Here is a 19,572-nt window from a genome sequence, read left to right as displayed (position 1 = left end):
GAAAGGCGGCCCTTGATATTTTATATGGACTTTGTTACCAGGTAGGCTGTCCGTTCCGCATTTTGTCCAGGTTGACCTGTAATTCGGCTTTACTGTCATCATCAGCTGCAGCGACTGCTTTCTCCTGAGTGGTAATAGCCTCATCTTTATTTCCCTTTTTGTAGAGAAGATTAGCATAAGTATCCAGATAAGCTGCATTCTCATCTCCTGCCTCCAGTGACTTTTTACTCCAGGCAAGTGCTGATTCAATACAGGCTTTATCTTCACAATTCTCAAATATTGTCCATGCAAAGGAATTGAGCTGATTAGCATCAACTTTAGAAGTATTGATATACGTATTTACAGCATCTTTGAAAGCAGGCCAGTCTTTTTTGCTAAAGTAGAATTGTGGTTTGAAACGTACAAACATACCCGTCATATCTACTTCAGGATGGCTTTTGGCAAGTTGTTGCTGTACATCATCCAGGTTGATGTTTTCATCCTTCTTTACAAGTGGTAATACCAATTCGCGCATCAATACCACTGCCATGGTACTGTTTGCACTTCCTTGTCCCAATACCGCATCTATCTTTGCGATATTGTTTTTTATTAACTGATAAGATTTGGAATCAGGAGTAGTTGCACTTTTAAGCAGAATGTCTGCATTTTCTTTCTGAAACAATTCCTGTTCAGACATAGAGTTAATAATCGCAATCTGGGCTTTCTTTAATGTTTCCTGATCATAAGCATTTTCTGCTGCTACCGCTAATTTCCGGGCAATCTGCACATCATCCGGTTTTGCTTCAAATTTACTAAGCAATGTATGATACTGAGTTGAAGGATCGAGGCCTTCTTTTGCTTTTGCTATGAACTCATCTGCCTCTCCGCCACCTACGATACGGTGTACTAATGTTCCGTTCGGATCGAAAATAAGGAAGGTTGGATATGCTCTGACGTTGTACTCTTTTTCAAATCTGCTGGCTTCTGCATACCATGCCTTTATATCCTCGCTGTCATCTTTTGTCTGATCCATCTGTATTTTGGCATTGATAAAGTTGGAATTAAAAAAATCTCCGACTTTAGGTTGCGAAAAAATGGTGTTTGCCATGTATTTACAGGGGCCGCACCAGGTCGTAAAACAATCAACGAAGATGTGTTTGTTTTCTTTTTTCGCTTTTTCCTTGATTTGATTCCAGGAGAGACCGTGTTCGAATTTGATTCCTGATTCTTGAGCAAAACTCAAAAGCGGAGCCAGAAGAAATAGAATAATTAGCTTTTTCGTTTTCATATTGTTTAAATTGGGTAGTCAGAATAGATCTGAAGTTCAGAATGAATGTAGAAAATAATATATACAAAAAAAAATCTCCGGCTATATTATATGCCGGAGACTTTCTTTATTCTGACTAAAAGTGGATTAGAATACTATTCGATTTACCCATTGTAACGAAATTATTCATCAATTCTATACTCAACTGTTTAAGTTACCAGGTGGGTTCTCCTTTTCGCATTTTATCAAGATTAGACTGTAATTCGGCTTTACTGTCATCATCAGCTGCAGCGACGGCTTTCTCCTGGGAGATAATGGCCTCATTTTTATTTCCCTTTTTGTAAAGAAGATTGGCATAAGTATCCAGGTAAGCCGCATTCTCATCTTCTTCTAATGACTTTTTACTCCAGGCAAGTGCTGATTCAATACAGGCTTTATCTTCACAATTCTCAAAGATTGTCCATGCGAATGAATTGAGCTGATCTGCTGTTACATGAGAAGTGTTGATATAAGTGTTTACTGCATCTCTAAAGGCTGGCCAATCTTTCTTACTAAAGTAGAACTGTGGTTTGAAACGAATAAATTTATCCGTCATATCAGCTTCCGGGTTGCTTTTGGAAAGCTGTTGCTGTAACTCATCTAAGTTGATATTTTGATTCTCTTTTACCAGAGGTATTACTAATTCATTCATCAGTACGGTCGATATTACATTGTTTGCGCTGCCTTTTCCTAATATTGCATCTATCTTTCCGATATTGTTTTTTATTAACGGGTAGAATTTAGAATCCGAAGTAGTTACGCTTTTAAGTAACATTTCTGCATTTTCTTTCTGAAACAATTCCTGTTCAGGAAGAGAGTTGAGAATCACAATTTGTGTCTTCTTTAATGTTTCCTTATCATAAGCATTTTCTGCTGCAATGGCTAGTTTGTGTGCCGTCTGAACATCATCGGGTTTTGCTTTAAATTTACTGAGCAATGGATAATACTGGGTTGACGGGTCAAGCCCTTCTTTTGCTTTTGCTATAAATTCTTCGGCCTCTCCTCCTCCGACTATACGATGTACTAATAATCCGTTAGGATCAAAAATGAGAAAAGTAGGATAAGCTCTGACATTGTACTCTTTTTCAAATCGACCAGCTTCTGCATACCATGTTTTTATTTCTTCATTATCATTCTCTGTTTGATCCATCTGTATTTTAACATTGATGAAATTAGCGTTGAAGAAGTCACCTACCTTAGCCTGTGGGAAAACATTATTTGACATATACTTACATGGACCACACCAGGTCGTGAAGCAGTCAACAAAAATATGTTTGTTTTCTTTTTTCGCTTTTTCTTTGATTTGACTCCAGTTGAGACTATGTTCAAATTTTATTCCTGATTCCTGAGCAAAACTCAGAATCGGAAATAGCATAAATAGCATTATTATTTTTTTTACTCGCATACCATTTAGATTTATTTTTTTCAGTTAATTATTATTGACCATGAATATATAAAATAATGTTTATATAAAAAAAATATCCCGACATTTTATATGTCGGGATATTTACTTATTTAAGCTAAATGGAAGTTAGAATCCCATTTTTGATCGCAATTCTTTTTGAATTCCGTTTTTATGGACAAGTAAAGATGTTGTTTTGTAACGTACAAATTCTTTTGTCACATATAAATATCCTTTGTAATCGTTTGTTACACCCCATGAGTTTTTAACGATGTAGTATTCTTTGCCGTTTTGATCTTTAACAAGTCCAACGATGTGCATACCGTGATCATCTGTAGTTGTATAATCGTCAAATGCAAGTTGTCTCTGCTCAGGAGTGATTTTCGCTTCCGGTTGAGGACCTACGAACATCGATTGTTTTTCTGCATCAGTCATATCTTCAAAAGCTTTCTCCGGAACATAAGCAACTCCGTTTTTCCAGCTGAATCCTTTTTCAGATACATCTGTTGCCCAGGCAACTGTATATCCGTTTTTTAAAGCATTATCAACAATCGTAGTCAGATCGTTCATTTGAACATTATAGAATCTGTCAAATGACCAGTTGTCGGGAATCAATAATACAAATTGTTTGTAATAAGGGTGATCTGTGACCGAAGCCAGACCGATGTAATCATCCGGATTGATTCCGATTACCTGATCTGCAAAGGTTCTGGGTGTATATGACTTGCCCTGATAATCAAATTTTTCAGGCACTTCTCCCAGGTAAGAATCCATAGCTGCAGTATATGCTTTCTCCCAGTTTGGAGTCAGTTTCTTTGCTTTCACAAATGTGCCTAACATAGCGTCAAGCATATTGGTCATTTCGCCGATATTATTACGCTTTGATCCGTAGTGTAAGCCTGTATAGACTTCCTGAGGAAGTGCTCCGTATTTACGGTAGGCATTTAATACATCATGGAACTGACCACCTTCACCCAGTGACAATCCTCCATGAAGACGTACATATGTCTTAGCTTTTTCAAGATAGGTATTTCTGGCACTGAAAATCTGAGAGATTTCTACAGGCTTCTTACCCATACGTATCATTTCAGATTCTAAGAATGAGTTGCCGGAATACGACCAACAGGTACCTGAAGAACCCTGATCTTTAATAGATGTGTTAGCCAGGTTGATTACTTCTGTAAAAGTAAATCCAGCCTTACTGTTATCATTCTGATTTGCTTTTAAAGCATTAATTAAATTGTCTTGTGCCTGTACCTGAAAGGATGCTACAAATAATGATGCGGCCAGGACAAGTGATTTATTCCAATTCATATTGTTGTATTTTATATTATAATTTAAGGCACGAATTTAACTTTATTAATGACAATTGCTTCATATCTAATGTAAAAATATTACAACATAGCAGGAGCACAAAATCCGGTAATCACAGAAGGCACCTTCAAGGTGCCTTCTGTGATTATTTTAAAGCGGGGTCGTCTTTCTTCTGCGGAAAGAGGAGCGAGGCTATGACACTAATGGCCAGTATACTGATAATAATAATCAGCGAATGAGTTGTTGTAAATCCAAATTTTTCCAACCAGCTGTGCAGCAACATTTTCAATCCGATAAAGACCAGAAGGAAGGCCAGTCCGACTTTCAGATAATGGAATTTGTGGATAATGTTGACTAAAAGGAAGAACATAGAGCGTAATCCTAATATGGCAAAGATATTGGAGAAAAATACGATATATGGATCCTTAGTTACTGAAAAGATCGCTGGAATGGAATCTACTGCAAATATCAGATCTGTAAATTCAATCACCAGTAAAACAAGGAATAATGGCGTTACATAACGTATTCCGTTTTCGAAGTGAAAGAAATTTCCGTGCTCGATTTTAGGGTATACCTTGAAATATTTAGAAGCAAATTTTACCACCGTATGGTTTTGAGGATCCACCTCTTCTTCCTGATTCCGGTTGATATACATCGTTATACCCGTATACACCAGGAATGCACCGAATACATATAGGATCCATCCAAATTTAGCAATCAGTGCAGCTCCGAGGAAAATAAAAATACAACGTAGTATGATGGCGCCTAAGATGCCCCATACCAATACTTTATGGTAATATTTTTCCGGAATACCAAAAGAGTGGAAGAGCAGAACCATGACAAAAATATTGTCTACGGACAGGGCGTATTCTACGACATAACCTGTTATGTATTCTAATGAGAGGTTATTATTGTAAATCTTTAAGCTGGCAGCAAGGTCATTGGGGTTGATTTTGATATTGTGATAATGCTTGGCTATGACTTCCTGCAGCCTTGCAATATCATGTACATCATGGAGCTGATTCCCCCAGATTCTTAATACAACGAAAAAGCCTAATGCAAACAGTACCCATATCACGCTCATGACTGCAGCGGTGGTGAGGGAGATAGGTTTGTCCCCTTTGGAGAATAAACCTAAATCAATGGCTAACATGAGGATAATAAAAAGAATAAATCCTCCAAAAAACATTAATTCGTGACTCATATTTATTTTTTTCGTTCAGTAGTGTATCTTACCAATTGTTCCAGCCCGGTTCTGTAAATACCCTCCGGAAAAGAGTTTAATATTTCGAATGCTTCCTGCTGATACTGAAACATTTTTTCGGTAGCATAATCAAGACCTCCGCTGCTTCTTACAAAAGCGATTACTTCGGCTACTTTCTTATTATCCTCATTATGATTTTTAACGAGATTAATGATACGTCTTTTCTCCGATTTATCTGTCTGGCTCAATGCATAGATAAGTGGCAAGGTCATTTTTTTCTCTTTAATATCATTTCCGAGAGGTTTGCCGACATCATCCAGTCCAAAGTCAAACAGATCATCTTTTATCTGAAAAGCGATGCCTACTTTCTCACCGAAAGCATGCATTTTTTTTACAGTTTCTGCATCTACATCTGTAGATGCTGCCCCGCAGGCGCAACAGGATGCAATGAGAGATGCTGTTTTTTGTCTGATCACTTCAAAGTACACCGACTCTTCTATATCCAGTTTCCGTGCTTTCTCAATCTGCAACAGTTCCCCTTCGCTCATCTGTTCTACGGCTTCAGATACGATTTTAAGAAGATGAAAATCATTATTATCTACGGAAAGCAAGAGTCCCTTTGATAATAAAAAATCACCGACCAATACAGCAACCTTGTTTTTCCATAGTGCATTGACCGAGAAAAATCCTCTCCTTTCATTCGCATTATCCACTACATCATCATGTACCAGAGATGCAGTATGCAGAAGTTCTACGAGTGAAGCTCCCCGAAATGTAGATTCGTTGATCGATCCGCATAGTCCTGCCGAAAAGAAAACGAACATAGGTCGCATTTGCTTGCCTTTACGCTTTACAATATAATGCGTAATTCTGTCCAGCAAAGGAACAGAGCTTTGCATGGATGCCTTAAATTTATGTTCAAATGCCGCCAGTTCATTGGCTATAGGCTTCTGTATATCGTTTAACTTTAGCATGTATGATGGTTAAAAACCATGATTTGGATACTTTTTTTGAAGTCTAAAGATAAGAAATAGATTATAATGATTCTATAGTATTCTCTAATTCCTGATACCAGGTTTCTCCATACTCACGGATAAGGGGATCTTTCAAAAACTTATACACAGGAACCTGTAGTTCTTTCCCGAAGGAACAAGCATCTTTACAGATATGCCATCTGTCATAATGCAGTACATCGAACTCCGGATAGTGTGTTGTACGAATAGGGTATAGGTGACATGAAATGGGTTTTTTCCAGTGGATTTCACCTTGCTCATATGCTTTTTCAATTGCACATTTTGTTACTCCGTTTTCCCAGGTGACATAGGCACACTCTTTATTGCCGTCTACACAGGTTGTTGTCAGGTCTCCGTCCAGGTCGATGACATGAGTGCCCTGTTCTTCGACAGCCTGGATGCCTTTCTCGGTCATGTAAGGCTTTACTTTTGGATATATTTCTGCCAGGACAGCCAGTTCACTCTCTTTAAGCGGAGCTCCTGAATCTCCTTCTATACAGCTCGCGCCTTTACATTTGGAAAGGTTGCAAACAAAATCATTTTCAATCAAATCTTCGTGTACCAAGACACTTCCTACTTCTATCATGATGTTATTTTGAATAGCTTACTCGTTGACCTAGTTTATATTTCAAACCTTCAGCTTTGGTAAGTTCCATGGTGATCGAGCCGATTAATATTTCGACTTCAGCTTTTACCGGAATACGATTTCCATCGTTTGTGACCCAAAGATACAACTGACTGTTTTTCTTAAAAATACGTCCGGGTTTTATCTCAGGGCTAAATTTTATACATTCTAATGTGCCGAGCTTGGTTTTTACGTCTTCTACTCCCAGATATTTGATACCCAGAGACGCCATTTCATCATTCAGAAAATAAGTGATTCTGAATGAATCACCGATCTTCAGCTTAGAAAGGTCCAGATTGCGTGAAAAATAATAAGCGGACAGTAAATCGAAGGTCTGTGGAGTCGGGCTTTGGAAAGTCCCTTTTTTACCCTTTGCAGATTGCTTCTTATGATCGAATGTTACGTAGTCTTGTCTGGTGTAGCTTCCTTCGTGAATATCCTCTGTATACAGGTACGGGAGGAATGTACTGCCATCTATATAAGAATTGTACTTGTTTTTTACGGTATAGAGTACGGAGAATGCTCCGGATGTGGATCCAAAAGCTGTCAATTGAAAGGTTTTGGGATTACTGAACCGAAGTTTGGAATCGGACACCATCAGGGAACCTGTGGCAGCAGATACGATGCCGTACCGGAGTTTGTATTGTAGCTTTTCTCCAGCCTGATAGGATGATTCTTTTAAATACGGGAGCATCTGTGCCGGTGCATTTGAAATGCAGTATAATGCAATAATAAATAAGGTAAAGATTCTTTTCATATATCAATTAACTACAATCAAATTTTAAAAAAACTACATTAAGGCTTTCGCTTGAAAACCGGTACCGTGGAGCATGGTTCACCGTACATAATACTTTTTGCAACTTTACTTAATTTTACTGTAAATGTCACAAATGCTGACTCCGGAATATGCACGTCACCACAGCCTTTTACAACAACACGCTGATCCACAAACTGTGACATATCCAAAGTTGCTAACTTTTCTTGAAATAACTGGCTTTCCAGTTCTTCTTTTGTTCCAAAAATAATAGTTTTTGCAAAAGGTTCAAGTTTATTTGCTAATAACATGATTGCCCATGTCGGGATAATGGCATCTGTCGAACAGGTGATGGCCACATGTTTGTCTGTATATGTTGTCCAGTCCTTTTCTTTAATAAATTCTCTAAAGTCTTTTTCCTTTAATATCAATCCATGAAAAAGATTATCCTTGATATCATATTCGGTGAGCTCTCCTGTGGGAGCAAGGCTTGCCAGATCAAAGGTTATGAGTCCGCTTTGCGCTACTTTATTAACGATATTTTCTTGAATTTCCATGATCATAAAAATAAAAAAGCCGGACAGTATCTGTCCGGCTACAAAGTTACTTAATTATCTTCTAAAAGAATCTAATGCGATTGTCATCAATCTTAGCTTTATCCTGAAGAGCTTTGAAGATTGAGTTCCACGAACGTTGTGCTTTAGAAGCGATCAACTGTTTCTGCTGTGCTTTGATCTCCGTTGCTACCTGGTTTTTAGGATTTACAAATCCGTTTACCTGTACCACGTATACACCCTGGTTGCCTTTGATTGCAGTAGAAGGTTTGTTTGGCTGTAAACCAAATACAGTTCCTACAACCGCATTTTCCAATGCTACTCCCGGGATAACAGGATTTGCTAATACAATATTTTCAACCTGAATCGGAGATTTTCCTAATTTCTGACCAACCTGATCGATAGAAGATGCCCCTTTCAAAGCATTTTCTGCTTTTTCTTTCAGTTGTCTGGCTTTTACCAGGTTTCTTACCGGAGTCTCAATATCTGCTTTGATGGCTTCCAAAGGAAGAATACCTTTAGGCTGAATATCTGCCAGACGGGCAACGATAAAAGTATGATCTGTTTCATAAACTTTATCTGTTACGTCTCCTTTTTTAGCTTCGAATGCCCATCTCAACAATTCTCTTGGCACCTCATTACCATCCAGAGTATTGTCCATTGCAGTGACACGTTTTGCCGTTGCATCTTTCAATCCTTGTTTGGTAGCTACAGCTTTGAAATTATCTTTGTCCAAAGCGGAGAAGAAACTGTTAGCTTTTGCATAAGCTGCATCAATTGTTTCTTTACCACTTGAAATAGCTTTATCTACAATAGCAGCTTTAACTACCTTAGAGTTTCCTACTTGTTTTTCGATTTTTACAATGTGTACACCGAACTGACTGTTTACGATCAATACATCTCCGGTCTTGCCTTCAAATACTGCTTTGTCAAATTCAGGAACCATTCTTCCTCTTCCAAATGTTCCCAGATCACCACCGTTTGCTTTGCTGCCTTCATCCTGGCTGAATTGAATTGCCAATGGACCGAATGCTTCACCTTTTGCAATCAGATTCTTAATCGAGTCTGCTTTGGCTTTAGCTTTATCAACACCACCTTCTGCAGTCGGGTTTAATAAGATGTGACTTGCTTTTACGGAATCAGGGCTGAAAGTCGCGTCTTTGATTTTAGCGATTTCGTATACGCCATTTGAAAGAAACGGACCTACTGTAGCACCTACCGGAGCATTGAACAATACCGAATCAAGAGCAGGGCTTACCTGACCTTTTTTCAGATAGGTGTACGGATATTTTGTGTCTGAATTTACACTTGCAAATAAAGAGTCATTGGTAGATGCAGCAAGATCAGCCTTTAATTTCTGAACTACAGCTAATGTCGCAGCTGTATCTCTTTGATTAGGGCGTCCGTCTACAAGTACATACTCGATAGCGCGTGTTTCTTCAGGGTTTTTGAATGCATTTTTGTTTTCATCGTAGTACTCTTTGTAGTCTGCATCTGTCAATTTGATATCTGCATCTTTGATAGAAGAGTAGTCTAACAATACATATTTAAAGTTTGCAAGCTTGTTACGTTGAATATAATCGTCATTTGCTTCCAGAGAAGTGACGTAAATGCTGTTGTTAAGCAGGTTGGTGTATTTGGTTCCCATACGCTCGTCACGTACACCTTCCAGTAACATTTCCCATTGTTGTTGCATTTCAGGTGTACCTTCGCTTTTCAATCTGCTCAGGAACATGTTAAGTTGTGCTTTGTCAAACTGACCTGTCTGAGGGTTTGTGAATGCCTGAACGATCTGATAAGATGGGTTTGGACCATTTACCAATGCATTCAATTCATCTTTGCCTACTGACAAGCCGATTTTTTCAACTTCCTGTTTTAGAATTTCTTTGGTTACAAATTGATTCCATACTTGCTGAACGGCATAATTTTTCATTTGCGGTGTGAGGCTTCCTCCACCCATTTGTTGTTGGAACATTGCTGATGCTTGTTCAACCTGAACATTGAAATCAGGGTAGCTGATTGATTCTCCATTGACGCTTCCTACCTGATTCTGTGTGCTAGCCCAGAAGGGTGCTCCAGTACGTACAACGTCTCCTAACAAAAATGCAACAATTGCAATACCGATCACGGTTACGATCAAACCCGCACGGTTTCGCAAAAAGGTCATTAATCCCATAGTTTATAAACTGTCTTTTTTATTGTTTAAATGCTGATTTTTAGTTTAATAATTCACCTACACTAAAAACGAGGTGCAAGATACAACTTTTACTAAAAAAAGCGTAATATTTTATTGTTGTTGAAAACTATTCTGCTACTTTTCATGTTTTACACCGTCTAATTACCAAAAGACGGGAATGCAGAGTTGTCCTGAATGTAGTATAAACCCGTTGCATTCTGAATCCGGACATCTTTAAAGTCGGCATCTGATGTAAAGGATGATCCCTGAAGATTACCTCTGCCGTCTTTGAAAAAACCTGTGATCATCACGTGGTTATAGAATGAATCGGAGTTTTCATCATAAATAAGTTCTTCTGTTTTGATGATTGAACCGTCAATCCGGGTTATGACGACATTTTTTTTGAATGTAGTTGTTTTTTCTTTTTCCCGCTGTATCGCATAGTCCGATACAATCTGCTGACTTTCTTTTCCGAGGGCATCATAAAACACAATTTTTACGCCTTTAGGGAACTCGTAGTTACTGGTGGTGTCATGGTGTACGCGCATCTCCGGACTGGTCAGCACAGCTTTTACAAGGGCTGAGTCGCTATAGGTAATCGTGACACCGTAAGAGATATCCACGGCCTCGCCTTTTTTCATATTGGCGATGCGGTCTACTTCTTTAAGATCGGGCTCGCAGGAGTGTAATAAGATTGCCCCTAACCATAATATTATCGATAGGGGCAGTGTATGTTTTAATATAGAAATGAATGCTGTCATTAGCAATCGCTACTAATCATAATTTCTTCGTGAAAACCACTTGTCGTTGAGGGTAAATCCAATATTGAAATTGATATAACGCTCACGTACAAGGTTGTTTGATAAGGTACCCATCTGTCCGAGTTCTGCCGACACATTGATCTTAGAGAAAGCGCGGGAATAAGGTGTAGACGGAAGAGGAAGACCCATACCTAAAGTGATCGCCATATCTTTGATATCAGTACCATTGATATTCATCTGTGTCTTATCGTATCGGAATCCTATACGGTAATCAACCAGATTCAGATAGCGGATAGATGAAGGGTCAGGTGTAAATTGACCACCTATGGCCACTCCGTAGCTTTTTCCGAGTTGTTGTTCGCCTTGTCTTACCTGAAAATCTGACCAGTCAGCATATTTGAAGTCTGCACCTACCAGCCATTTGTTTGATTTCGCAAGCGTAAATCCCACGTTGTGCTTCAAAGGAAGATTGATATTTCTGGATCCTTTTTCATTGATGTATGAAGTATCTGTTGCGATATTCTCAACATCCGAAAGACTTGGCTGTGTACGGGTAATGAGTATGGTTGATTTGTCTTTGATTGTATTATTCAGGGAACCTGAGTATCCTACTGTCAGGTTTAGTTTGTTGCCTAATGATTTAAAATATTGTACCCCATAGTCCAGCGATGCACCAGAGAATGAGCGGATATTCTTTTGTGTCGTGTTATAAGCACCTAGGCTATACGGAAACTCGATTTTAGAGATATCTGTCAGGTTACCAAATATATAGCTCACATTCGCACCTATGCTGAAACCTTTGAAAGGACTTATTCCGTATCCGATGAATGCTTTATTCAAACCTCCTTCACCTGAAAGTGTACTTCTGTAAGACAGGGTATCCAGAGTTTTGATATTATTGTAAGAATAACCTACATCTGAAAAAGGCATAAGACCTAATGCTATACCACCTGCTTTACCCAAAGGAATACCCATGGTGATATGACTGAAAGCAAAATCTGCAGTATTATCTGCAGCACTTCCTTTTTCCAGCTGGGTTACATTTCCATAGAGTCCGGCATCAAAGATTGTATGGTGAAATCCACTGTATGAAGCCGGATTGGCTATGTTCATCGTGTTTGTCCCGCCAAGATATCTCAAACCTGTAGAAATTCCTCCCATTGCTCTGGTTTGCGGGAGTAGATCTAAGCGCATTTGACCAATGCCTAATTTGGAATAGGGAGATGCTGAAGTCGACTTCTGAGCATATACTGCTGTGCCGCAAGACAGGATACCTAATGCAATAAATAATGTCGAAGCTGTCTTTTTCAGCCCTTGTATAAAGTGTTTCTGCATGTTAAAAATTGATATTGATGCTCCAATTCCCGTCTATGCTATTGCATATTTTTCTATAATCCGGGAGACTGTCTGCAACACGCTTGTTCAGAGTGCCTAAACAGGAAACTCTGTTATCTTCGAAAAGACGATCATATATTAAACAAAAAGCAAGACCTTTACTGGCAACTTTGTGTTGATCCGAATATAAGGTTTTGAGATACATATCCGTGCTTATGTTTAACAACAATTTTTGTTTTTTCAGTGATCAAATCCCGATATATTGCTGCTTGAATGTCAGCAGTATCCTGATTTTTTCAGTTACAAAACTATCTATTTTTTGATTATTCCGTAAGTTCTATTTGTTAAAAAAGGTTAAAGCTCTTATTTTCAGTTTTTTACATAAACTGAAAGTAGATAATTGCTAAGATAATGATCGCATAAAGAGACTCATATATCCATTTATTTTTGGCGTAAGTAAAATAGTAAGCTAAATAAATGGTAATCGGCGGAGCGCAAAGTAAAAAGTGACTTTCAGAAATGATCGGATTAAGGTAAAAAGATCCGATAGCCAAAAGTAGCATGAAAAACAGCAACTGGAAGGATTTCCTTACATGGACTATACTCTTGAAAAACTGATCTTTCAGGATGAGTAAAAAGAGTATTAAAGCAAAAATAATCGGTACCAGTACGAGATAATCATGAAAGTCCATATGTAAGGACTTGGGAAAGGAATTCGTAAACGGTTTGAATATTCCGAAAAACTGATCTATATGCCCCAGCCAGTAATAAATAACTCCGATAATAAAATATACGGTACATAATCCCAAGAGTGTAGCTATCCATTCTCTCCAGTTGAAGGTTCTGAAAATAATCAGACTTATCCATAAGAGGATGAACATTACAATAAACGGAAAGTATACCAGACTTCCGATTCCGACAATCATACCCAGATCAAACATGATTCCTTTGATATCCTGATGGTGGTAGATGTTAAACAATTTGCTAAGCATCCAGATAGATATAAAGTTACAGATGAGTGTGGGAGACAGGACTAAAAAAGGAATGAACAGACTGGCCAGTGTCATATACATTAATGCGGTCACAAAACTCGGTTTGCCCAGAAAATTGAAGTTATTCATGAGCCTGTTGAGTAAAAATGCCTGTACCAAGGTAAGTGCAAGGGTAGTCAGCACATTGGATTGCGGTGCCAGCGTCAGTCCGAATTGTAAGCCTAATAGATTGTTGAGCGCAGGCTCAAAGAGCATGGGAGTGAGTTCATCCGGCAGATGAAGAAATACACCAAGACATAACCCGAGGCCGATTACCGCAAGTAATACTATGTTAATAGGTGTAAATTTTCTGAACTGATTGATGATCATTGATCCGGATCTCTTTTATATTTGGCGCTTCGTCTTGTTGATTCAGGGCGTTGACTTTTATTTGTAAACGCCCTGAAGAGATTACTTTTTAGTATTTTTCTCTAATTTGCTAATTCTTTTATCCAGCATAAAGAGATAGGCTGCTACCCCTAGAAAAATAAGAAGCAGAACTAAGACTACAACCCAGATTTTTCCGGAGCTTCTCAGTCCTGTAGCCATTTCGATTTCACCTTGTGCTGAAGCATACAATGACGTGCACAACATGAAGAATATAGATAGAATAGTTTGTTTCATGATCCTTACTATCGATTAATTAATTTCATTGTTAAATTGTTCCCGTTCGATTAGTCTTGCTCTGTAACGGAGTGATCCGATCCATACACCGATCAGACTCCATCCAAGACCGGCTGCATACAAGACTGGTCTCAGGTTGTTATCCAGATCTATGTCACTGAATGTTGAATTACCTCCGTTTCCGGGATGCAGTGAATCTGTAAGTCTGGGTAACACATATAGCAAAACGATCATGACCGGAAAGGCAAAGATGTTGTATATAGCGGATATTTTAGCTCTTTTTTGTTCCTCGTCAAGTGCATTCCTAAGCACAAGATACGCCAGATACATGAGCGTAGCAATGGCCGAACTGTTTAATTTAGGATCTTTAGGCCATGGATCTCCCCACGTGATATTTGCCCATAACATACCGGTTCCTAATCCCAGAAAGCAAAAAATAATGCCCGTATTCACTGCTTCTACAGCAATCAGGTCGTATTTCATATTTCCTGAATTGAGGTATTTGACACTATAAATGACAGAGATAAGGTAGAGGGTGAGCATCGCAAACCACATCGGCACATGGAAATATACATTTCGGATGCTTTCATGGAGTATTGGGAGAGTAGGGACGGGGCCAATTAATCCTGCAACGATGGATGCTGCTACTAAAACTACGGCAAGGATTTTCCACCAATTTTTTCTCATTTCAATTCTAAATTTTGTACTATTTTAATCTCTCCAAAGGTAAGGAAATAACAATAAAGAAATCGTAACAGTTATCACATTAATCGCAAGTAATACTACAATATGATCCAAACTCTCGCTTCTTTCCAGGCCGTCCATTGCATTTTTTGACAAACGTATGAGAACCAGTAACAGCGGGATGATTACAGGGAAACTAAGGATAGCCATCAAGGTACTGTTGTTACCTGCTTTGGAACTGATGCCTGACACCATCGTAAATACGGATGCAAAGCTGATGCTACCCAGTATAACCGAAATAAAATAGAAGAGGGGATCTGCAAGCGGATTGCGGAAGATTATAGAATATACACTGAACGCTATTGCAGACAACAGGATCATGACCAGTGTGTTGTAAATAATCTTGGAAAGAATGATTGCTTTGGCGTCAACTATGGAGTAATAATAAAGCTGACGGCTGGTGCTTTCCTGTACAAAACTTCTGCTGATGGCATTAATAGATGCAAAAAGCATAATAATCCAGAAAAGTGCATTCCAAACAATGGGATCTACGGCTGTAAATGCCTGATAACAGACAAAAACCGTAGATACCACGTAGAGTAAGATGCCATTGATAGCGTATTTGGAACGCCATTCTAACAGTACATCTTTATATACTAAAGTCTTAACTTGTTGAAACAAATTCATTCGCTACAAAGATACTAAAAATCGAATGTGAATAGTGTAGCGAAACAATTATAGCCTGAGGCTATATCAGATTATGCGTTGTCGATATTGGATTTTGCTTTTGAAGCTCCTTCATCAACTTTATTCGCCATGTTGTGCGCTGCACTACTTGCTTTTTCTGCCAGATCTTTACCTAAATCTTTAGCTTTACCTTTCAGTTCCATGATTTCATCTTTTGCAGATTGTGCAAATTTAGAAGCACGTTTAGCCTCTTTTTTAGAAAGATCTTTTAGGGATTTTGTCAAACTTTTGATGCCGTCATTCGCACGATCCATCTGTTTCTTTCCATCCTCTGTTGCTAATAAATAGTAAGCTGCTGTACCTGCTGCTAATCCTAATAATGCAAATGCCAAAATACCATTTTTATTTTTCATGATTTCATGTTTTTAATGTTGTCAACTCTATTGTTATCTATAGGTATTAACAATAGCTACACCAAAAAGTTTCGACACATAAAAAATTAACATTTTTTTACAGTTGCTCTTTTTGGGAGGACTGTAAGGAATACAGGTGATGGTAAAGTCCTGAACCTTTGCTCATAAGTTCCACATGATTACCCATGTCAGATACGATTCCATCTTCGACAACAATGATCCTGTCAGCATTGATTACCGTTGAAAGGCGGTGTGCAATAATGATGGAGGTTCTGTTTTTCATAAGCTCTTCTAAGGCTGTCTGTACCAGTCTTTCGGATTCTGAATCTAATGCTGAAGTGGCTTCGTCCAGTATGAGTATGGCCGGATCTTTTAATAATGCACGCGCAATAGCTATACGCTGGCGCTGACCGCCTGAAAGTTTTACTCCACGTTCGCCCACAAGGGTATCATATCCTTCCGGAAATTCCATTATAAAATTATGTGCATTTGCTCTTCTTGCTGCTTTGATAATCTCTTCAGCATCCGCATCCAGCTTACCGTAACCGATATTTTCTCGGATGGTGCCTCCGAATAAAAGCACATCCTGAGGCACTATGGCGACCTGATTACGGATGTCAGTCAGTAAATAATCTTTAGATGGCACGCCATCATAGAGGATCTGGCCACTGTCGGGACTGTAAAACTGAAGGATCAGTGAAGCTATCGTTGATTTACCCGTTCCGCTTGGCCCGACGATGGCAATTTTCTCGCCGGAATTGGCATCAAAAGAGATATCCTTAAGGATCTGATTGTCTTTACGTCCCGGATAGGTAAATGCTACATTCCTGAAGGTCAGATGACCGTCAATCTGTCTTTTGATCGTTTTGTTTTCTTCACTTAGCGTGATATCTTCCTGTTTTTCATTCAGGATTTCGATGACACGTTCGCTTGCACCCAATGACCGTTGAATATTAGCGTACAACTCCGGGAAACTTCCCATGGAACCTGCCACAAACATAGAATAAAGAATATAAGTTGTCAGATCTCCTACTGAAATTTCTCCTGCAGAAACTAATGAGGCACCATACCATATCACCGCAATCACGGCTCCGAAAATGCAGAAAATAATGAAAGATGCAAACATGCCGCGGTAAGTAGCACCTTTTACAGCAAGACCGATTACCGCATCCAGCTTGCCGGAGTACCTTTTTGTCTCATAATACTCATTGACAAAAGCTTTCACATTGCTGATGCCTAATAATGTCTCCTGCACTATACTGTTGGAGTCTGCCAGCTGATCCTGTGCCTGACGGGAAAAATTACGGATAAAACGTCCGAATATTAATGCGGTAACAACCAGAATCGGCAGAATGCAAAGATTCATCAATGCTAACTTAGGTGATACTGCAATCAGAAGTACTACTCCGAAGGCCAGACTGATAACCTGGCGCAGGGTCTCGGCCAGTGTCGTTGTCATGGTGTCCTGTATTTGTGCCAGGTCGGAGGAAAGACGACTGTTAAGTTCACCTACCCGGCGGTTTGCAAAAAATTCTATCGGAAGGGTAATTAACTTGTTATAGGTATCACGACGGATATTGGCTAATGCTTTTTCTGCTATTTCAACAAATAAACGTATTCTGAAAAAGGATATGATAGATTGAATGAAAAGAATCGAAAAACTGATACCTCCTATATAGGCAATGTTATTGTGCAGCCAGGGGTAAGTTTTTTTTCCTTGAGCAGCATCAATCATTGCACCTAACAACGCCGGAAAGGTGAGCATTGTCAAACTTGAAATAATTAAAAAAGCCATACCAAAGCCGAATTTTACACGGTATGGTTTGATATACGAAAAGATTTTGCTTGCCTTGTGTAGTAACTCTTTGTTTAGTTTGGGCTTGGGTAAATCTTCAGATTGCGTATTACCGCTGTTCAATCTCGCTCTCGCCATTTTCTATTGCCTATAAAAAAAATCTATTTGCAAAAGTAGCCATATTATTGTGTGAGCATATCACGCTTTCGTCACTTTTTGTTGTTGAACCTGCTTATAGAGTTTATAAAGGAAGAAAATGAGGCCAAAAATAACGGCAATAGCCAGATAAAGCAGAATGTTTCCACTGTGATCACTGTTTTCCAGGCTATCCATTTGTTTCTTCAGTGCTTCATTTTCATTCTGCAGTTTGTTGATGGTATTCATATAGGCCGTGACCTGTCCGTCATACTCAGTAGCCAGTTTCTGAAATTTCTCTCTTTCAAAATCTTTCAAATCCAAAAGCCTTTTGGTCTCGATAAAGATATTGTTGTCTGTGGTGACTATTTCTTTCAGGATATCGATAGACTTCTGCATATCCCCCTTAGACTTAAAGAGTCCGAATATTCCGGTTTTTTTCTGAAGGCTTACATCGTATTCTCCGAATTTGACACTACGGTTGTGAAGCAGTTCATTTACTTTCTTACGTTGTATTTCATAAGAAAGCGTATCTGAAGAGATCTGTTGTGCATGTACAGCCGGTACATAGGCCAGCAATAGAGCAACATAAAAAATGAGGTGTTTTATTTTCATGTATTATTCTATTTTTCGGATTTGAAAAAACGTACTGTAATCCAGGTGTTAGTGCATGTTACGGCTTGTGAAACTCAACCCGGATCGCTTCATCCTGAGATAATCCCAGGAGCTGACTAGCATTTCCTTTGTTGATCGCTATCTCCAGAAAGTTGCTGATCCCGAATAGACATAGCTTCTCTCCCTCGGAAACTTCATTATAATGCCAGCTCATTTTGTCGATGGTCTCATTACGTTTAAAGTATAACGTAAATCCGCGGCCAGCTTGTATTTTGTTGAATAAATCTTTGCTGATATTGCTGATCACATTTCCGAAAGAGTCGATATAAGAGACATGTCCCTTGATTGAATTCTGGTCAAAGATAGGTTGAAAAGTAGCTTTTTCTATCGGTTTGTCTATAGGGATGCCAATCTCGCTCATCTTTCCTCCTTTGGCAATATGACAGGTTGCTTTGGTGAGGATATCCGCCAACGGAAAGTGGAGGTATCTCAGATCCTGCATAATATCCAGCTCTACCACTTCTTCTGCCTGATTTTCTCCCAATATAATGCTGAAGATACCATTATCTGCCCCGACAAAGAAGTGCCCGTTGTACTTCATGGCAATGTATCTGGAGTCCTCCTGAAAGACGGTGTCAATCCCGATGAGATGCACTGTGTTCTTAGGGAAATAGTGATAGGCATTCTTTAAAACGAAAGCAGCATGCTGTACATTGAAGGACGGGATTTCGTGGGTAATATCTACAATACGAACATCAGGAAGCTGAGAGATTATACTCCCCTTCAAAGCAGCTTGGTAAAAATCTTGATATCCTAAGTCCGTTGTTAAAGTAATAACACCCATATAACCGCAAAACGTATTTTGTCTCTAATTTATCCTGATCTTGGCGGCCTTCCCAAAAATAGCTCGCGACATCTGTTGAATCGAAATATTTTTTCGATAAGGACTACAAAAGTAAGAGTTATTTACTGGAATCATAGTTTAGAATCAATTAATCTTTATCTTTTTTTAAATGGTACAGATAGTTTGTACTTTTGATTGATCATTTGCAAAATACTAAAAAAATATCGAAGTTTTTGAATGTATTTTGCATACTATGCCCGCAAAAAATTAGTACATTTAGTGCGAAATAAGGATTGTATGCCTGCGTCTTTATTTTCTATG

Annotated in this window: 19 protein-coding genes; all 19 read right to left on the bottom strand. The window is 38.8% G+C overall.

Going from position 1 to position 19,572, the window contains the following annotated elements; all coding sequences use genetic code 11:
* Window positions 1-34: 34 nt before the first annotated feature.
* The 19 genes from I6J03_RS05940 to I6J03_RS05850 all read right to left on the bottom strand — a co-directional run bounded on the left by I6J03_RS05940 (window position 35) and on the right by I6J03_RS05850 (window position 19,251).
* Window positions 35-1,267, bottom strand: coding sequence for a thioredoxin family protein (locus I6J03_RS05940; RefSeq protein ID WP_003008271.1), 1,233 nt, complete (start codon window positions 1,265-1,267; stop codon window positions 35-37).
* A gap of 193 nt (window positions 1,268-1,460) precedes the next feature.
* Window positions 1,461-2,660 (bottom strand): thioredoxin family protein, encoded by a 1,200-nt coding sequence (locus tag I6J03_RS05935; RefSeq protein ID WP_232279740.1) that lies wholly within the window; start codon window positions 2,658-2,660, stop codon window positions 1,461-1,463.
* A 156-nt stretch (window positions 2,661-2,816) separates the two neighbouring features.
* Window positions 2,817-4,001 carry a C1 family peptidase gene (locus tag I6J03_RS05930; RefSeq protein ID WP_003008267.1) on the bottom strand — a complete coding sequence of 395 codons (1,185 nt, stop codon included), beginning with the start codon at window positions 3,999-4,001 and terminating at the stop codon, window positions 2,817-2,819.
* 145 nt (window positions 4,002-4,146) lie between these two features.
* Window positions 4,147-5,205, bottom strand: coding sequence for a TerC/Alx family metal homeostasis membrane protein (locus tag I6J03_RS05925; RefSeq protein ID WP_002997217.1), 1,059 nt, complete (start codon window positions 5,203-5,205; stop codon window positions 4,147-4,149).
* A gap of 2 nt (window positions 5,206-5,207) precedes the next feature.
* Window positions 5,208-6,179 carry a polyprenyl synthetase family protein gene (locus I6J03_RS05920; RefSeq protein WP_201694221.1) on the bottom strand — a complete coding sequence of 324 codons (972 nt, stop codon included), beginning with the start codon at window positions 6,177-6,179 and terminating at the stop codon, window positions 5,208-5,210.
* Between the two features lie 61 nt (window positions 6,180-6,240).
* The gene (locus tag I6J03_RS05915) at window positions 6,241-6,804 is read right to left on the bottom strand and encodes a DUF3109 family protein (protein ID WP_003008261.1); all 564 of its coding nucleotides are present in this window, start codon (window positions 6,802-6,804) and stop codon (window positions 6,241-6,243) included.
* A gap of 4 nt (window positions 6,805-6,808) precedes the next feature.
* The gene (locus I6J03_RS05910) at window positions 6,809-7,600 is read right to left on the bottom strand and encodes a DUF3108 domain-containing protein (RefSeq protein WP_003008259.1); all 792 of its coding nucleotides are present in this window, start codon (window positions 7,598-7,600) and stop codon (window positions 6,809-6,811) included.
* Between the two features lie 38 nt (window positions 7,601-7,638).
* On the bottom strand, window positions 7,639-8,160 hold the full coding sequence (locus I6J03_RS05905; RefSeq protein WP_003008256.1) for a DUF2480 family protein: 522 nt from the start codon (window positions 8,158-8,160) through the stop codon (window positions 7,639-7,641).
* A 55-nt stretch (window positions 8,161-8,215) separates the two neighbouring features.
* On the bottom strand, window positions 8,216-10,327 hold the full coding sequence (locus I6J03_RS05900) for a peptidylprolyl isomerase (RefSeq protein ID WP_003008255.1): 2,112 nt from the start codon (window positions 10,325-10,327) through the stop codon (window positions 8,216-8,218).
* A 158-nt stretch (window positions 10,328-10,485) separates the two neighbouring features.
* Window positions 10,486-11,088: an LPS export ABC transporter periplasmic protein LptC gene (gene lptC, locus I6J03_RS05895; RefSeq protein WP_002997203.1), complete on the bottom strand. Its 603-nt coding sequence runs from the start codon at window positions 11,086-11,088 to the stop codon at window positions 10,486-10,488.
* A gap of 12 nt (window positions 11,089-11,100) precedes the next feature.
* Window positions 11,101-12,423: a hypothetical protein gene (locus I6J03_RS05890; protein ID WP_003008253.1), complete on the bottom strand. Its 1,323-nt coding sequence runs from the start codon at window positions 12,421-12,423 to the stop codon at window positions 11,101-11,103.
* Between the two features lie 377 nt (window positions 12,424-12,800).
* On the bottom strand, window positions 12,801-13,784 hold the full coding sequence (locus tag I6J03_RS05885; protein WP_003008249.1) for a DUF6427 family protein: 984 nt from the start codon (window positions 13,782-13,784) through the stop codon (window positions 12,801-12,803).
* A gap of 81 nt (window positions 13,785-13,865) precedes the next feature.
* Window positions 13,866-14,078 (bottom strand): CcmD family protein, encoded by a 213-nt coding sequence (locus I6J03_RS05880; protein WP_003008246.1) that lies wholly within the window; start codon window positions 14,076-14,078, stop codon window positions 13,866-13,868.
* A gap of 15 nt (window positions 14,079-14,093) precedes the next feature.
* Entirely contained in the window at window positions 14,094-14,765 is a 672-nt protein-coding gene (gene ccsA, locus I6J03_RS05875) for a cytochrome c biogenesis protein CcsA (protein ID WP_002997194.1), read from the bottom strand.
* A 24-nt stretch (window positions 14,766-14,789) separates the two neighbouring features.
* Window positions 14,790-15,449, bottom strand: coding sequence for a heme exporter protein CcmB (locus I6J03_RS05870; RefSeq protein ID WP_003008244.1), 660 nt, complete (start codon window positions 15,447-15,449; stop codon window positions 14,790-14,792).
* Window positions 15,450-15,520: 71 nt separating this feature from the next.
* A complete protein-coding gene (locus I6J03_RS05865) occupies window positions 15,521-15,862 on the bottom strand; it encodes a YtxH domain-containing protein (protein WP_003008241.1) in 342 nt (113 codons plus the stop codon).
* 97 nt (window positions 15,863-15,959) lie between these two features.
* Window positions 15,960-17,795 (bottom strand): ABC transporter ATP-binding protein, encoded by a 1,836-nt coding sequence (locus I6J03_RS05860; RefSeq protein ID WP_003008238.1) that lies wholly within the window; start codon window positions 17,793-17,795, stop codon window positions 15,960-15,962.
* A 60-nt stretch (window positions 17,796-17,855) separates the two neighbouring features.
* Entirely contained in the window at window positions 17,856-18,407 is a 552-nt protein-coding gene (locus tag I6J03_RS05855; RefSeq protein WP_201694219.1) for a hypothetical protein, read from the bottom strand.
* A gap of 58 nt (window positions 18,408-18,465) precedes the next feature.
* Window positions 18,466-19,251, bottom strand: coding sequence for an SAM hydrolase/SAM-dependent halogenase family protein (locus tag I6J03_RS05850; RefSeq protein WP_003008231.1), 786 nt, complete (start codon window positions 19,249-19,251; stop codon window positions 18,466-18,468).
* Window positions 19,252-19,572: the final 321 nt, after the last annotated feature.

Origin of the sequence: Sphingobacterium spiritivorum, assembly GCF_016724845.1 — a bacterium.
Taxonomy (GTDB): Bacteria; Bacteroidota; Bacteroidia; order Sphingobacteriales; family Sphingobacteriaceae; genus Sphingobacterium; species Sphingobacterium spiritivorum_A.
Note: the sequence above shows the minus strand (reverse complement) of the source record. Positions and strands in the feature narration are given on the sequence as shown.

What these genes read in the sequence shown, in the direction of transcription:
- I6J03_RS05935 (WP_232279740.1), bottom strand. Translation starts at nt 2,660, where the DNA reads ATGCTATTTCCGATTCTGAGTTTTGCTCAGGAATCAGGAATAAAATTT.
- I6J03_RS05925 (WP_002997217.1), bottom strand. Translation starts at nt 5,205, where the DNA reads ATGAGTCACGAATTAATGTTTTTTGGAGGATTTATTCTTTTTATTATC.
- I6J03_RS05930 (WP_003008267.1), bottom strand. Translation starts at nt 4,001, where the DNA reads ATGAATTGGAATAAATCACTTGTCCTGGCCGCATCATTATTTGTAGCA.
- I6J03_RS05865 (WP_003008241.1), bottom strand. Translation starts at nt 15,862, where the DNA reads ATGAAAAATAAAAATGGTATTTTGGCATTTGCATTATTAGGATTAGCA.
- I6J03_RS05905 (WP_003008256.1), bottom strand. Translation starts at nt 8,160, where the DNA reads ATGATCATGGAAATTCAAGAAAATATCGTTAATAAAGTAGCGCAAAGC.
- I6J03_RS05870 (WP_003008244.1), bottom strand. Translation starts at nt 15,449, where the DNA reads ATGAATTTGTTTCAACAAGTTAAGACTTTAGTATATAAAGATGTACTG.
- I6J03_RS05920 (WP_201694221.1), bottom strand. Translation starts at nt 6,179, where the DNA reads ATGCTAAAGTTAAACGATATACAGAAGCCTATAGCCAATGAACTGGCG.
- I6J03_RS05850 (WP_003008231.1), bottom strand. Translation starts at nt 19,251, where the DNA reads ATGGGTGTTATTACTTTAACAACGGACTTAGGATATCAAGATTTTTAC.
- I6J03_RS05885 (WP_003008249.1), bottom strand. Translation starts at nt 13,784, where the DNA reads ATGATCATCAATCAGTTCAGAAAATTTACACCTATTAACATAGTATTA.
- I6J03_RS05900 (WP_003008255.1), bottom strand. Translation starts at nt 10,327, where the DNA reads ATGGGATTAATGACCTTTTTGCGAAACCGTGCGGGTTTGATCGTAACC.
- I6J03_RS05855 (WP_201694219.1), bottom strand. Translation starts at nt 18,407, where the DNA reads ATGAAAATAAAACACCTCATTTTTTATGTTGCTCTATTGCTGGCCTAT.
- I6J03_RS05880 (WP_003008246.1), bottom strand. Translation starts at nt 14,078, where the DNA reads ATGAAACAAACTATTCTATCTATATTCTTCATGTTGTGCACGTCATTG.
- I6J03_RS05915 (WP_003008261.1), bottom strand. Translation starts at nt 6,804, where the DNA reads ATGATAGAAGTAGGAAGTGTCTTGGTACACGAAGATTTGATTGAAAAT.
- I6J03_RS05940 (WP_003008271.1), bottom strand. Translation starts at nt 1,267, where the DNA reads ATGAAAACGAAAAAGCTAATTATTCTATTTCTTCTGGCTCCGCTTTTG.
- I6J03_RS05890 (WP_003008253.1), bottom strand. Translation starts at nt 12,423, where the DNA reads ATGCAGAAACACTTTATACAAGGGCTGAAAAAGACAGCTTCGACATTA.
- ccsA (WP_002997194.1), bottom strand. Translation starts at nt 14,765, where the DNA reads ATGAGAAAAAATTGGTGGAAAATCCTTGCCGTAGTTTTAGTAGCAGCA.
- I6J03_RS05910 (WP_003008259.1), bottom strand. Translation starts at nt 7,600, where the DNA reads ATGAAAAGAATCTTTACCTTATTTATTATTGCATTATACTGCATTTCA.
- I6J03_RS05860 (WP_003008238.1), bottom strand. Translation starts at nt 17,795, where the DNA reads ATGGCGAGAGCGAGATTGAACAGCGGTAATACGCAATCTGAAGATTTA.
- lptC (WP_002997203.1), bottom strand. Translation starts at nt 11,088, where the DNA reads ATGACAGCATTCATTTCTATATTAAAACATACACTGCCCCTATCGATA.